At 61.2% G+C, this 12,570-nt stretch carries 15 protein-coding genes; 6 read left to right on the plus strand and 9 right to left on the minus strand.

From position 1 onward, the window contains the following. Positions 1-47 precede the first annotated feature (47 nt). Positions 48-1,241 (minus strand): MFS transporter, encoded by a 1,194-nt coding sequence (locus SNL23_RS00240; RefSeq protein WP_318301283.1) that lies wholly within the window; start codon positions 1,239-1,241, stop codon positions 48-50. Next, a complete protein-coding gene (locus SNL23_RS00245) occupies positions 1,238-2,401 on the minus strand; it encodes an MFS transporter (RefSeq protein WP_318301284.1) in 1,164 nt (387 codons plus the stop codon). The genes SNL23_RS00240 and SNL23_RS00245 overlap by 4 nt, the downstream gene beginning before the upstream one ends. A gap of 95 nt (positions 2,402-2,496) precedes the next feature. Between SNL23_RS00245 and SNL23_RS00250 the strand changes: the two genes are divergently transcribed. From SNL23_RS00250 to SNL23_RS00265, 4 genes are all read left to right on the plus strand, one after another. Then, positions 2,497-3,405: a LysR family transcriptional regulator gene (locus SNL23_RS00250; RefSeq protein ID WP_318301285.1), complete on the plus strand. Its 909-nt coding sequence runs from the start codon at positions 2,497-2,499 to the stop codon at positions 3,403-3,405. Between the two features lie 171 nt (positions 3,406-3,576). Further along, entirely contained in the window at positions 3,577-3,759 is a 183-nt protein-coding gene (locus tag SNL23_RS00255; protein WP_003189411.1) for a type II toxin-antitoxin system HicA family toxin, read from the plus strand. 23 nt (positions 3,760-3,782) lie between these two features. Further along, on the plus strand, positions 3,783-4,193 hold the full coding sequence (locus tag SNL23_RS00260; RefSeq protein ID WP_003212074.1) for a type II toxin-antitoxin system HicB family antitoxin: 411 nt from the start codon (positions 3,783-3,785) through the stop codon (positions 4,191-4,193). A gap of 132 nt (positions 4,194-4,325) precedes the next feature. Continuing rightward, on the plus strand, positions 4,326-4,835 hold the full coding sequence (locus SNL23_RS00265) for a methylated-DNA--[protein]-cysteine S-methyltransferase (RefSeq protein ID WP_076015966.1): 510 nt from the start codon (positions 4,326-4,328) through the stop codon (positions 4,833-4,835). Here the strand turns inward: SNL23_RS00265 and SNL23_RS00270 are convergent. Continuing rightward, the gene (locus tag SNL23_RS00270; RefSeq protein WP_076015967.1) at positions 4,805-5,608 is read right to left on the minus strand and encodes a GNAT family N-acetyltransferase; all 804 of its coding nucleotides are present in this window, start codon (positions 5,606-5,608) and stop codon (positions 4,805-4,807) included. The genes SNL23_RS00265 and SNL23_RS00270 overlap by 31 nt on opposite strands. A 177-nt stretch (positions 5,609-5,785) precedes the next feature. On the opposite strand from SNL23_RS00270, the gene SNL23_RS00275 reads away from it, so the two are divergent. After that, on the plus strand, positions 5,786-6,199 hold the full coding sequence (locus SNL23_RS00275; RefSeq protein WP_318301286.1) for a low affinity iron permease family protein: 414 nt from the start codon (positions 5,786-5,788) through the stop codon (positions 6,197-6,199). 56 nt (positions 6,200-6,255) lie between these two features. Here SNL23_RS00275 and SNL23_RS00280 read toward each other — a convergent pair whose 3' ends face one another. The 3 genes from SNL23_RS00280 to SNL23_RS00290 form a co-directional block, all read right to left on the minus strand. Further along, the gene (locus SNL23_RS00280) at positions 6,256-6,783 is read right to left on the minus strand and encodes a DUF4142 domain-containing protein (RefSeq protein WP_003212082.1); all 528 of its coding nucleotides are present in this window, start codon (positions 6,781-6,783) and stop codon (positions 6,256-6,258) included. Positions 6,784-6,959: 176 nt separating this feature from the next. After that, positions 6,960-7,364, minus strand: coding sequence for a fosfomycin resistance glutathione transferase (gene fos / locus SNL23_RS00285; RefSeq protein ID WP_076015969.1), 405 nt, complete (start codon positions 7,362-7,364; stop codon positions 6,960-6,962). A 27-nt stretch (positions 7,365-7,391) separates the two neighbouring features. Continuing rightward, positions 7,392-8,306 carry a LysR family transcriptional regulator gene (locus SNL23_RS00290; RefSeq protein ID WP_412104129.1) on the minus strand — a complete coding sequence of 305 codons (915 nt, stop codon included), beginning with the start codon at positions 8,304-8,306 and terminating at the stop codon, positions 7,392-7,394. A gap of 77 nt (positions 8,307-8,383) precedes the next feature. Here SNL23_RS00290 and SNL23_RS00295 point away from each other — a divergent pair, with 77 nt between their 5' ends. Next, positions 8,384-8,872, plus strand: a complete 489-nt coding sequence (locus SNL23_RS00295) for a DMT family transporter (protein ID WP_167662773.1) — start codon at positions 8,384-8,386, stop codon at positions 8,870-8,872. On the opposite strand, the gene SNL23_RS00300 is transcribed toward SNL23_RS00295, so the two are convergent. Genes SNL23_RS00300 through SNL23_RS00310 form a run of 3 tightly spaced genes read right to left on the minus strand, consistent with a single transcriptional unit; the run spans position 8,873 to position 12,392 of the window. After that, the gene (locus SNL23_RS00300; RefSeq protein ID WP_076015972.1) at positions 8,873-10,204 is read right to left on the minus strand and encodes an MFS transporter; all 1,332 of its coding nucleotides are present in this window, start codon (positions 10,202-10,204) and stop codon (positions 8,873-8,875) included. It abuts the gene before it with no gap. 59 nt (positions 10,205-10,263) lie between these two features. Beyond that, positions 10,264-11,202 (minus strand): hydroxymethylglutaryl-CoA lyase, encoded by a 939-nt coding sequence (locus SNL23_RS00305; protein WP_318301288.1) that lies wholly within the window; start codon positions 11,200-11,202, stop codon positions 10,264-10,266. Then, complete coding sequence (locus SNL23_RS00310; RefSeq protein WP_318301289.1) at positions 11,199-12,392, minus strand: CaiB/BaiF CoA transferase family protein; 1,194 nt, start codon at positions 12,390-12,392, stop codon at positions 11,199-11,201. Before SNL23_RS00310 ends, SNL23_RS00305 begins: the two co-directional genes overlap by 4 nt. Positions 12,393-12,570 lie beyond the last annotated feature (178 nt).

Here is a 12,570-nt window from a genome sequence, read left to right on the forward strand (position 1 = left end):
GCTCGACAGCTCCCACAAGGGACTGAATTCACCATCAGAACAGACGGCTATTTCTCGAGCACCACTCCCCGCTGCACCACCCACGCCAACGGCAACGTCAGCAACAACATCCCCGCCAGCACCATCACCGCCACCGGCACGCCCATCGAGTCCCCCAAGCCACCAAACAGTACCGGCGCCAGTGCGCCGCCGCCGATGGTGCCGGTGTAGAACACCGCAAATGCCTGTTCTCGTTTCCCCGCGCGGGCCAGGTCCGGGACCGCGCCGTAAAGCACCGACGACGTGCCATTCAGCGCCAGCCCCAACACCGGCAACATCACCATCAACCCGCTCAACGGCAGGTACACCGCCGCGACGATCAACAGCGCTGTGCTGGTCTCCGTCAGCCATACGGTTTTCATCATGCCGATACGTGCGCCGAGGTAGCCGCAAAGCAATTTGCCGAAGGCGCCGCCGATAAACAGCATGGTCAGCGCCAGGCCAATGCCCGCAGTACCAGCGCCTTTAGCTTGCAGAAGAAAGGGCAAAAACGTGAGAAAGCCCATGCGCACGGCACTGTCGAGTGTGCCCGTAACGATCAGCGCACGCAGGCCGCTGACCGAGCCACTTCCGATCAAGGTCTTGGCGGCTTTTCCGGAAGTGGATGAAGCTGCCTGCGTGGGTATCAGCCACCACAGCAACCCCGCTGCCGCCAGCCCCAGCAGGCCCAAAAACGTAACGCTGGCGCGCCAGTTGATGACCGTCAGCAGCAACCCCACCAACCCCGGAACCAGGGTTTTGCCGATGTCCCCGGAGAAGTTGTATTGAGACAGCGCCTCCTTGACCCCGCCTCCTCTCTCATAGCTGTCGGTGATCATCGAGGAAGCCAGCGGGTGTTGAGTACTCGCCCCTAGCCCACCCAATAGCAGCGCCAGCAACAACATGCCCAACCCGGTCGCCTGCCCCACCAACAGATAGGCAAAACCGGCAAGCGCCGTGCCACCCACCAGCATCGGCGTGCGCCCCCAACGTTTGGCAGCGCGGCTGGCCATTAGTTGGAACACTGCCATCATCCCGGAGTACGCCCCACGCAGCAGGCCGATCTGGGCGTAGGTCATGCCGAACTGCGCTTGCCAGATCGGCAGCAGCACGTAGATCACATCGGTCAGGCCATCATGAATGGCGTGGGCGCTGCACCCTGCGATCAACGAGCGGCGACGGGCGGAAGTCTCGGGCACGGGCAAGGCAACGGCGTCGTTCATGAGGTCTTGCTCAGTTCAGGTTGGAGGGGCTTCCAGCCCGTCAGGGCAATCAGCAGTGACAACAGCTGGAAACCGATGATCAGCGCTACGCATCCCGTCCAGCCCCAGCGTCCCCAGATCAGCGCGGGGGCGATGGCGCCGAAGCTGCCGCCCAGGTAATAGCAGGTCAGGTAGAGGCCCACGGCGCCGGCCTTGTTGTGGCGGGCGGTGGCGGTAGTGAAGGCGCTGGCGGCGGCCTGGGCGAGGAATACGCCGGTGGAGCTGAGGGCCAGGCCCAGTACGATGCACCACAGGGACGGCAATAAGGTCAGCGCCGAGCCGCAGACGCCGAGTGCCGCAGCGGCGGTCAGCAGCTCGGATTGCGGGCGGGATTTGCTCAGGCGCCCGGCGATGGGGATCACCACCAGTGCCAGCAGGAACACCAGGTAGAGGGTGCCCAGCGCCGCCGGGCCGAGGTCGAAGGGGGCTTGGCTGAGGTAAAGTCCGGCGTAGGTAAAGGTCGCCACTTGGGAGAACAGCACGCAAAATCCTACAGCGTAGGCTGCCAACAGCGGAGTGCTGAGCACATCGCTCCAGGTAGTTGCAGGTTGGGCAACACGGGGAGGATTGTCCGGCAGCAGAAACTGGATAAACCCGCCCACCATCAGGCTCAACACCGCCAACAGTTCAAAGGCTTCACGCCAGCCGACATACTCGGTCATCACCCCGCTGACGAAGCGCCCGGCAAAACCGCCGAGCACGGTGCCTGCCACGTAGAGGCTGGTGACTTCGGTCACGGTGCCGCCGCGCCAGCGATCGCCGATGTAGGCCACGCTGGTGGCAAACACTACCGGAATCAGCATCCCTTCGATAAAGCGCCACACCAGCAACTCGGCAAAGCTGCTGGCATAGGCGGTCATCAGCGCCGGCAGCGCCAGCAACAGCGCGGCCACCGAGATCACGGTGCGTTGCTCAAACCGCCCGGTCAGGCGGCTGACAAACGGCGCCGTCAGCGCCACCGCCAACGTAGTGACGGTAATGCTCCAACCGGCGGCCTTGGCGCTCACTTCAAAGTTGGCGGCAAGCGTCTGCAAAATGCTCTGGGTGGCGTAGAGGTTGAGAAACGCCGCGCAGCCACACAGGAACAGGGCAAGACGGGCACAATGCAGGCGCGGTTTCATGAAACCTCTCGTTTTATTATCAGAGGCCTTTATAGAATGACCCGCACACCCGAGACCAATACCGATTTCGGACCGATCAATACCCCGGGGCCAGGATGCTCGACCTACGCAAGCTGCGTTACTTTCTGACCGTCGCCGAAGAATTGCACTTCGGCCGCGCCGCCCTGCGCCTGCACCTGGCCCAGCCACCGTTGACCCGGCAGATTTCCGCGCTGGAGGCTGAACTGGGGTTTCGCCTGTTCGACCGCACCAGTCGCACGGTTTCGCTCACCGCCCAAGGGCACTCGTTTCTGCCCTACGCACGGGCGGTGCTGGAGCAGGTCGACCTCGCCGAGGTCATTGCCGGCAAACTGGCTGCAGGTGCCGCCGGGCAACTGGCGCTGGGTTATGTCAGTTCCATAGCCCTGTCGGATTTGTTCAGCCAGGCGATTCAGGCCTTCGCCCAACGCTTTCCCGATGTGCAATTGACACTGGTGGAATGCGCCTCCGGGAGCCTGGGCGCACAGGTGGCTGATGGGCGCCTGGATATTGGCCTCAGCCGGTTACTGCCCCGGGAAGGTCAAACTGAGGTGCAAGCATTGTCGTTGGGGGAGGAGCGGCTGGTCGCTGCGGTGTCCAGCGACAGCCCGTTGGCGAGCCAGGCCGAGGTCAGCCTGGCGCAGCTGAGCGTGTATCCACTGATTCTGTTTCCAGCCGAATACGGCTCGGGCCTCAACCAGTCCATCGAGCAGCTTTATCGGCATAAGGGTTTGCCACTGCGAGCCGGGCCTTCGGGGCGGCAAATCACCTCGATCATTGCGCTGGTGGCGGCGGGCCAAGGTGTGGCACTGGTGCCGGAATGCACTCAGAGTTTGATGAATAAGGGCGTGACGTATCGGCCGTTGGTGGACGAGGATGCCTATGCTCGTTTACTTGTTCTGACGCGCAACGATGTAAGCAGCTTGATGGTTAGGGCATTTTTGAGCGTGATTGATGAGTTGCTACAGGCTCGTCAGCAAGCCTGATTGCTCTGCCGAAAAACCTCGCAATACCTCCGCCGGGCGCAGTCCCCACACGCTCATACACTGCATACGCCACCTACAGCAACATCGGTCGTCGACCGCTGGTAGGTAGAGTGTTGATAATTTATCTTCAGTGGTTATAGTCACCACCAACACACACCACAAGGAGGTGATGTGGACAGCCGATATTTGATAGGTCACATCGTTGCGGATGGCTGGTATCTGGTGCGAATCAGAGGCAGCCATCACCATTTCAAGCACCCGACAAAGCCGGGGCTGGTGACGATTCCCCATCCTAAAAAGGACCTGCTGGACAAGACCGCAAAGAGCATTTTGAAACAAGCGCTGCTCAGCTAACACGTTCGTGGAGGACGACAAACATGCTGTACCCAATCGCAATTTCAACCGGTGACGAGGACCATGCCTGGGGTGTGGAAGTCCCGGACATTCCCGGTTGCTTCTCAGCTGGAGATGATCTGGACGACGCCATGGCCATGGCCCGCGAAGCGATCGAAGGCCACTTCGAGATCCTCGCAGAAGACGGTGCGCCCATTCCTACAGCACAGAAAGTCACCCTCCATGCCGCTAACCCGCAATATGCCGGCTGCACTTGGGCGGTGGTGGATATTGATGTCACCAAGTACCTGGGCAAGGCACAGAAACTCAACATCACGTTGCCCGGCTATCTGCTGAACCGCATTGACGAATACGTCCTGCATCATCCGGAAGAAAAAAGCCGTTCGGGCTTTCTTGCGTCTGCTGCGCTCAAGGTATTGCAACAGGACCGATAACAGCACTTGAGTACGCGATGGATACCTCTACTGAACGACTACTTACGGCAGTGAATTCGACCGCAAGAAACGTAGTTCCACTCTGGACCGGCCCGCCTACAGTAGAGCCGTACACCCTCAAGGAGCCCGACCATGTCCTATGAATACCAATACATGCCCTCCCCCGTCGGCCAACTGACTCTCGTCGCCCGTAACGGAAAACTCACCGCCATCCTCTGGGAAAAAGAGCGCCCCAACCGTGTTCGGCTGGGGGTCCTGCAAGAGGCCAACAACAGCCCGGTGTTGCGGGAAACCGAGCGGCAGTTGAAAGAATACTTCGCCGGTACCCGCAACCGTTTCGAGCTGGAACTGGACTTTGCCGGCACCGACTTCCAGAAGAAAGTCTGGCAGGCGCTGTTGACCATCCCGTTCGGACAGACCCGCAGCTACAGCCAGATCGCCGCACAGATCGGTAACCCCAAGGCAGTGCGTGCGGTGGGCGCAGCCAATGGGCGCAATCCGATTTCGATTGTCGCACCGTGCCATCGGGTGATCGGTGCTTCAGGCGGCTTGACCGGTTTCGCCGGCGGGCTTGAAGCCAAGCAATACCTCTTGGAGCTTGAGGATGGCGTTCAGGCACAAACGCCATCCGGTTCCGCTTGAACCACGGCCTCACGCATGAACACCTGATATTCGAACAACGGGTTGAAACCCTGCTTGCGATAAAGCGAGAAACCCTGTGACGTTGCCTCAAGAAAGCAGCGCCGGGCGCCCAGGGCCTGGGCATGAGCCAGTGCCGCGTGAATCAGTTGGGTGGCATAGCCTTTACCCCGCCAGGCGATCTCAGTCGCGATGTCATTAAGCCGGGCCACGCCATCGCACATCGATAACGTCAACGAACACACCACACCGGCGCTGACTGACAGTGTGAAGTGGTAAAGGGCTTGATCGCTGTCCAGGGCTCTCTGATGCCGTGCCTGATAGTGCCCGACACTGCCCTGCGACATCCCGAACGCCCGGCCAATCGGGCCGGCCCATTCGCTCAAGTGCCGAGTCAGCTGGACGTTCGGATGACTGTCTCCCGACACCGGGATAAACGTCGATAGTTCCAGGAACATGGCTGTCGTCCGCTCTGTTGCAACAAAGCCCATCCCTGTCAGCACTTCGCCCAGGCCCTCCACCTTGTCGTCATGAATCAAGACACGTGTCGGCAGTGGGGTACGGCGAATCAGCTCCAGCGGAGCGTCCATTGAGTGCTCCAGTGCCGAACTGCCCACCAGGACAATCAGCAGGTTCCAGGGGACGGAATGCTCGTCGGCAAAATACGCATTTACGCAGGCACTGTAGCGGTGAAGCAGCGGGCAGAGCGCCGTTAAGAAATGCTCTTCGGTATGGTGATAAAGGGTAACCAAATCGCAGGTTGCGGTGGAATGCATGGGGCAAGTCCGGACAAAAGCCTAGTCTTCCCCTCCGCGCTTCAAGGCAGCGTAGGACCCGTCCTAAAGGGCCAACGGAAAAACATACAATTCTGCTCAAAACTCATTTGTTAAAAGAAATTTCAGAGCACGCCTGCGGTCAGTATTTTCATCACCCACCCTTTAAGGAAAACGGTCATGAAATTCTCCGCAATCTCACAGTCCCTGTCCCGTTGGGCCGGCAGTGCCCGCACGTTCTACGCGGCGGTAGCGTTGATCTTCCTGTGGAGTTTGAGCGGACCTTATTTCCACTACAACGACACGTGGCAGCTGATCATCAACACCTCCACCACCATCATCACTTTCCTGATGGTGTTCCTGATCCAGAACACGCAAAACCGCGACAACGACATTTTGCATATCAAGATCGACGAACTGCTGCGCGCCACCAAGGACGCGCAAAACGCGGTGCTGAGCCTCGATGGCCTTGATCGCAAGCAGCTTGAGAAATTGCGCAAGGAATACAAGACCATGGGCGACAGCGAAACCATCACCGTCACCACGCTAACGACTGAACGCGAACAGCCCAAGACCGACCTGAATCAGGCATAAAAAAACGGCGGTTGGAGCTTATCCAACCGCCGTTTTTTATGAACGACTCAAGGCAATCAACCGTCGCCTTGGTGACCTTTACCGTAAGTCGACGCCAGCGCCCGGGCTTTCTCCAGGCGCTCCTCCAACTTGGGCAGGGTCTCATCCACCAGGGCCTTTATTTCCGGAATATCCGACTCGGCGCCTTCCTGCTTGAACAAGGCGATCGCGTCTTCATTGGCCTTGATCTGCTGGGCGGTGTAGGCGGCGTCAAACGAATCGCCGTCCTTGAGCTCGGGCATCAGCGATTCGGCCTTGTCGACGATCTTGTCCCGTGGGGCCACCGGCAAATCGAGCTTCTTGGCGATGGCCGCCAGGTGCTGATTGGCCAGGGTGCGTTCATTGATGACTTCGATGGTGTAGTCCTTGATCTCTTGGGACGAAGTCTTGGCGTGTGCCATGCGGCTGGTCTCGATATCGGCCATGCCCTTGGCCGAAGCCTGCTCGATGAAATCGGCAGGCGACTGGGCGAAAGCATTGCTGGCGCCGAGGCCCAGCAGCATCGCGAAACTGGCGGTGCGTAACCGGATAGCCATGCGGCTCATGATGGGTTCCTCCAGGTAATAAACAGGTGCGGGGAAACGAGCCCCGCCCTGAATCTGAATTTTCAGGGCGATAAAGGTTTAGAAAAAACTTGTCAGTGCGACGAACGGTCGTCAGGCCTTGCTGCCAAACAGGCCCGGTAACGCACGGGGCTGGAAGCGTTCTGCCTGTTCTGCTGCTAAGGATAAAACTTCATCCCTACATACGGCTTATCGCGACAGGCTTGCAGGCGTGACGCCAAGTCACCAACGTGAACCTCAAGCTTGTGACCGTCGGGATCAAGGAAATAGAACGAAGCGCCTTCACTGCGGTTGTCGCGCCATTCGGCTACACCGACGGCTCGCAGGCGGGCCACCGCTGAGGCAAAGTCCTCGGCAGCAACGGTGAACGCATAGTGGGTGTATCCGGCAGCGGGTGTACTTAGTGACTCTAAGGACAAGCACAACCAGAGCCCCGGCAGCGACAGGTAGGCGCCGTTGTCCCAGGTCGCGTCGAGGCGCAGTTGCAGCAGCTCATTGTAGAAACGGATGCTGCGGTTCAAGTCGGTGACGGAGAGAGTCAGGTGATTGAGACCTAAGAGCATGGAGTTCTTCCTTAAACACTATGTTTATCAAACGCGCTCAGACAATACACCCTGCACCTGTCCATTCAACCAATGCAACGCCGGGTCTCCACCGCGCCGCGAATGCCATGCCAGCACAAACGCAAACGACGGGATATGAAACGGCGGCGGCACGGCCAGTAGCCGTTCGTGATCAATGTTGAGCAGCCCGCGAGACGACACGGTAAGAATCAGGTCCGTGCCCTGGATCAACTGCGGCGCAACACCCCAATGAGGCAAGCTGATAGCCACGTGCCGGCGCTCACGAATCGCCGTCAGCGCCCGTTCGATTTCCGGAGTGCCGCTGCCGCGCATTTCCAGCAACACGTGGGGCCGCGCCAGGTAGGTGGGCAGGTCAAGCACGCCGTTGTCAGGCAGGCTGTCACGGTCCACCAGGCATACGTAATGCTCTTCAAATAACGGCGTGCTGCGCAGCTCGGCAGGCATGTCGGGAAACACCCCGGCAGCCAGGTCGATGTCGCCATTGAGCACGCCATCCAGCATGCCTTCGCGGCTGGCCTGGATAATCTGCAAATCAATCCCCGGCGCTTCCCGGCGCAAAGTGCGCACCAGCTCCGGCAAGAAAATCGCCGCGCCGTAGTCCGACATCGCCACCCGAAAAGTACGTTTGGCCGAGGCCGGATCAAAGCGATTGGGCGCCAGCAACGCCTGCACCTGGGCCAACGCCTCCGCCAGCGGCATTGCCAGTTCCAGGGCGCGCGCGGTGGGCACCAACGAGCTGCCCTGGCGTACCAGCAACGGATCACCGAGCAAATCCCGCAACCGCGCCAGGGCGTGGCTTACCGCCGGCTGGCTCAAGTGCAAGCGCTCGGCGGCACGGGTGACGTGCTGCTCGCTGAGCAAGGCGTCGAGGATCACCAGCAGGTTAAGGTCGATGCGTCGAAGATCATTCATCAGCTGCATGTTCTGCATAAGAACTTGGAATTTAAATTTGCGCGACGAATAGCCTAGAGTCCAGCAAAACCTCTGGGAGATTGATGATGACGACGATGCATTGGGTAGGTTTATTGCTGTTGGCGGCGTTCGCCGGGGCGGTGGTGCCGTTTCAAAGTGCGATCAACGCCAACCTGGGACGCGGCCTGGGCCATCCGTTGTGGGCCACCCTCGCCTCGCTGCTGGTGAGCATTATCGTGCTGCTGCCGGTGATCCTGGCCCTACGCCTGCCGCTGCCCAACCTTGGCTTTATCACCAAGGCGCCGCTGTGGATGTGGAGCGGCGGTGCGTTCGGTGTGTGCTTTATCTCGCTGGCACTGATCCTGATGCCCAAGCTCGGCGCTTCGGGGTTTATCGCCCTGGCGATGGCCGGGCAGATCATCGCTTCGTTGATGCTGGATCACTTCGGCCTGTTTGGGCTGGTGGAGCGTCAACTCACTGCGCCCCGTTTGATCGGGGCGTTGATGTTGATCGGCGGCGTGGCACTGATTCAGTTCAGCGCCACGCCCACCCGATCGCTGGTAACCGCGGGCTGATCAGTGTTTGTCGAGGGTGCGCAGTTTCTGCGGCAAGCCCCACAGCAACAGCGCCGCCGCCAGCAGCGCACACACGCCGATGACATACAGCGCCGGCGTGGTGCTGCCGGTCAGGTCCTTGATCCGGCCGACCATCACCGGGCTGACGATGCCGCCAAACTGGCCCAGGGTGTTGATCACCGCAATCCCGCCCGCCGCGCCCGCCCCGGCACCGGCCAACAGCTTCGGCGGCAAGGTCCAGAAGGTCGGAATCGAGGCAATGATGCCCGCGCCCAGCAAGCTCAGAGCGACGATCAAGAACGTGGTGTGGTCCGCAAAGATTCCTGCACAGAAGAACCCCACCGCGCCCAGCGCCACCAGGCCACTGACGAACTTGCGGCGCTCGCCGGTAGCGTCGGACAAGCGCCCGATCACCACCATGCTGATGGCGCCGCAGACGTAGGGAATCGCCGTCAGCAGGCCGATCATCACCGGGCTCTGGGTGCCCGCGCTGCGGATCAACTGCGGCGCCCAGAAGTTCAGGCCGTAGGACGCTACCTGGATCAGGAAGTAGATAAAGCCCAGCATCAGGAAGCCGGGAATCCTGAGAGCCGCCAGCAATGAGCCGCCGCTCTTGTGGGGTTCATGCACGGCAATGCGGCTGGCCAGCAACGTCTTCTCCGCCGAGGTCAACCAGTGGGCATCCTCGATGCGGTCCTTGAGCAGCTTGAGCACCAGGAAACCCAGGCCAACGCAAGGCAAGCCACCGAGCAGGAACAACCAGTGCCAGCCGCGCATCTGCAGGACGCCGTCGAGGTGTTCCAGCACCAGCCCGGAGAACGGCGCGCCCACCAGCCCGGCAAACGCCGACGCCAGGAACAGCATCGACGTGATGCGCCCACGGTAGTGCTGCGGGAACCACAACGTCAGGTAATACAACACGCCTGGGGCAAACCCGGCCTCCATCGCACCGATGATGAAGCGCAGGCCGTAGAACTGCCACTCCGCCGTGACGAACACCATGGCGGCCGTCGCCAGCCCCCACGACATCATGATGCGCGCGATCCAGCGGCGGGCGCCGACCTTGTACAGCATCATGTTGCTCGGCACTTCGAAGATTACATAGCCGACCACAAACAGCCCGGCGCCGAGGCCGTAGGCGGTGTCGCTCAAACTCAGGTCAGCCTGCAGCTGGAACTTGGCGAAGCTGATGTTGATGCGGTCAAAAAACGCGAACAGGTAGCAGACCATGATCAGCGGCATCAGGCGCCAGGCGACCTTGCTGACCAGGGCTTTTTCGGCATCGTGCTCAGCGGCCGGGCGCACGCCGGCCTCCAACGTATTAAGGCTCATTGTTTCTCTCCAGCGGACTGCTCACAGGCGTCCGATTGTTTTTGTTGTCTGGTGGCGGCTTACAAGGTGGCGATGTAGGCCGGTGGCGGATGCAGGTCGCAATTGCGCCCGGCCTTGGCCACCTGGCCCGGCAGTTCATGGCCGAGCAGGGCCGGCAATTGCCGCGACATGTGCAGCAGGTGCGGCAGGTCGATGCCGGTGTGAATCCCGACTTCGTCGCACAGGTTGACCAGGTCTTCGGTGCAGATATTGCCCGACGCGCCGGGAGCAAACGGGCAGCCGCCGAGGCCGCCCAATGCGGCATCAAACCGTCGCGCTCCGGCCTCGTAGGCGGCCAGTACATTGCACAAACCCAGGCCGCGGGTGTTGTGGAAATGCAGGGTCAGGTCGCTCGCCGGAACACGTTCCAGAACGCGTTTGACCAGGCGCTCGACCTGACGCGGATTGGCCATGCCGGTGGTGTCCGCCAGGCTGATGCCCTGGATGCCCAGCTCGCGGTAGGCATCGACCAACTGCAGCACGCGGTCTTCATCAATCTTGCCCTCGAACGGGCAGCCAAAGGTGGTGGCGATGCTGCCGTTGAGGCGCACCGGATAGTCGGCAGCGAAACTCACGATGTCACCGAACGCTGCCAACGAGGCTTCGCAGCGCATGCGCATATTCGCCAGGTTGTGGGTCTGGCTGGCGGACATCACCAGGTTCAACTCATCGGCCCGAGACTCGATGGCACGCTGGGCGCCCTTGAGATTGGGGATCAACGCCACGTAGATAACCCCAGGGCGGCGGGTGATGCCCTGGAACACCTGTTCGCCATCACGCAATGCGGGAATGGCCTTGGGTGAAACAAACGAACCGGCTTCGATCCGGGAAAACCCCGCCAGGGACAGCTGGTCGATCAGTGCGATCTTATCGACAGTCTCGACCCAGGTCGGCTCGATTTGCAGCCCATCCCGGGGCGAGACTTCCTGCACGATCAAGGCATCGGAATAGTTTCTCATTGCACCACTCCCGAGGTTTTCAGGCGTTGAATATCGGCCCCGCTCAAGCCCAGGTCGCCGAGGATTGCATCGGTGTGCTGGCCCAGACTCGGGCCCTGCCAGTTCACGGCGCCGGGGGTTTCCGACAGCTTGGGCACGATGCCGGGCATCTTCACCGTGAGGCCGCCGGGCAGGTCGGCACTGAGCAGCATGTCCCGGGCCTGGTAGTGCGGGTCGGCGACGATGTCGGCCACTGAATAGATGCGCCCCGCCGGTACTTCGGCGGCTTCCAGGGCGCTGAGCACCTGGTCGATGGGCAGGCTGCTGGTCCAGTGGGTGATGGCGGCGTCGAGCAGGCCGCTCTTGGCCGCGCGGCCGTCGTTGTGGGCAAACTCCGGCGCTTCGGCCAGGTCGGCGCGGCCAATGGCGAGCATCAGGCGCTTGTAGATCGGGTCGCTGTTGCCGGCGATCACCACGTAGGCGCCGTCGGCGGTCAGGTAAGTGTTGGAGGGTGCGATGCCGGGCAAGGCGCCGCCGCTGCGCTCGCGCACATGGCCGAGCATGTCGTATTCCGGTACCAGGCTTTCCATCAGGTTGAACACACTTTCGGCCAGGGACACGTCGACAATCTGGCCATCGCCCTGGCCGGTCTTGACCCGCAACAGCGACATCAGCGCACCGATCACGCCGTGCAGTGACGCCAGGGAATCACCGAGGCTCACGCCCACCCGCGCCGGTGGCGAGTCCGGGTTGCCGGTGGTGTAGCGAATCCCGCCCATGGCCTCGCCGATGGCACCGAAGCCCGGGCGGTCGCGGTAAGGGCCGGTCTGGCCGTAGCCCGAGATGCGCACCAAGGTCAGCTTGGGATTGAGGGCGTGCAGCACGTCCCAGCCCAGGCCGAGTTTTTCCAGGCCGCCGGGGCGCAGGTTTTCGATCAGCACGTCGGCGTCGCCCAGCAATTGTTTGACCAGGTCCAGGCCTTCTGCGGACTTGAGGTCCAGGGCCAGGGACTTCTTGTTACGCGATTGCAGGTACCACCACAGCGACGTGCCTTCGTGCAGCTTTCGCCATTTGCGAAGCGGATCGCCCTGCCCCATGGCTTCGACCTTGATCACCTCGGCGCCAAACTCGGCCATCAGCCGGGCGGCGAACGGCGCGGCAATCAGGGTGCCGATCTCGATCACCTTGATACCGCTCAGGGGAGCCGTCATGGGGTGTACCTCTTGTTCTTGGAATGTGGGCCAAGGCTAGAGGACGCAGGCAGTAGAAATCCAACCGTCAGTTGGCAACGAGCGTTCGCCAAATGCGAAGGCTAGAGTCAGAGTTGGTCGTGGCGAGGGAGCTTGCTCCCGCTGGAGTGCGTAGCGCCCGGCTTTTTTTGGGGCTGCT

It is taken from the genome of Pseudomonas sp. SED1 (assembly GCF_034044025.1).
Classification (GTDB): domain Bacteria; phylum Pseudomonadota; class Gammaproteobacteria; order Pseudomonadales; family Pseudomonadaceae; genus Aquipseudomonas.

What these genes read in the sequence shown, in the direction of transcription:
- SNL23_RS00240 (WP_318301283.1), bottom strand. Translation starts at nt 1,241, where the DNA reads ATGAACGACGCCGTTGCCTTGCCCGTGCCCGAGACTTCCGCCCGTCGC.
- SNL23_RS00245 (WP_318301284.1), bottom strand. Translation starts at nt 2,401, where the DNA reads ATGAAACCGCGCCTGCATTGTGCCCGTCTTGCCCTGTTCCTGTGTGGC.
- SNL23_RS00250 (WP_318301285.1), top strand. Translation starts at nt 2,497, where the DNA reads ATGCTCGACCTACGCAAGCTGCGTTACTTTCTGACCGTCGCCGAAGAA.
- SNL23_RS00260 (WP_003212074.1), top strand. Translation starts at nt 3,783, where the DNA reads ATGCTGTACCCAATCGCAATTTCAACCGGTGACGAGGACCATGCCTGG.
- SNL23_RS00265 (WP_076015966.1), top strand. Translation starts at nt 4,326, where the DNA reads ATGTCCTATGAATACCAATACATGCCCTCCCCCGTCGGCCAACTGACT.
- SNL23_RS00270 (WP_076015967.1), bottom strand. Translation starts at nt 5,608, where the DNA reads ATGCATTCCACCGCAACCTGCGATTTGGTTACCCTTTATCACCATACC.
- SNL23_RS00275 (WP_318301286.1), top strand. Translation starts at nt 5,786, where the DNA reads ATGAAATTCTCCGCAATCTCACAGTCCCTGTCCCGTTGGGCCGGCAGT.
- SNL23_RS00280 (WP_003212082.1), bottom strand. Translation starts at nt 6,783, where the DNA reads ATGAGCCGCATGGCTATCCGGTTACGCACCGCCAGTTTCGCGATGCTG.
- fos (WP_076015969.1), bottom strand. Translation starts at nt 7,364, where the DNA reads ATGCTCTTAGGTCTCAATCACCTGACTCTCTCCGTCACCGACTTGAAC.
- SNL23_RS00290 (WP_412104129.1), bottom strand. Translation starts at nt 8,306, where the DNA reads ATGCAGCTGATGAATGATCTTCGACGCATCGACCTTAACCTGCTGGTG.
- SNL23_RS00295 (WP_167662773.1), top strand. Translation starts at nt 8,384, where the DNA reads ATGACGACGATGCATTGGGTAGGTTTATTGCTGTTGGCGGCGTTCGCC.
- SNL23_RS00300 (WP_076015972.1), bottom strand. Translation starts at nt 10,204, where the DNA reads ATGAGCCTTAATACGTTGGAGGCCGGCGTGCGCCCGGCCGCTGAGCAC.
- SNL23_RS00305 (WP_318301288.1), bottom strand. Translation starts at nt 11,202, where the DNA reads ATGAGAAACTATTCCGATGCCTTGATCGTGCAGGAAGTCTCGCCCCGG.
- SNL23_RS00310 (WP_318301289.1), bottom strand. Translation starts at nt 12,392, where the DNA reads ATGACGGCTCCCCTGAGCGGTATCAAGGTGATCGAGATCGGCACCCTG.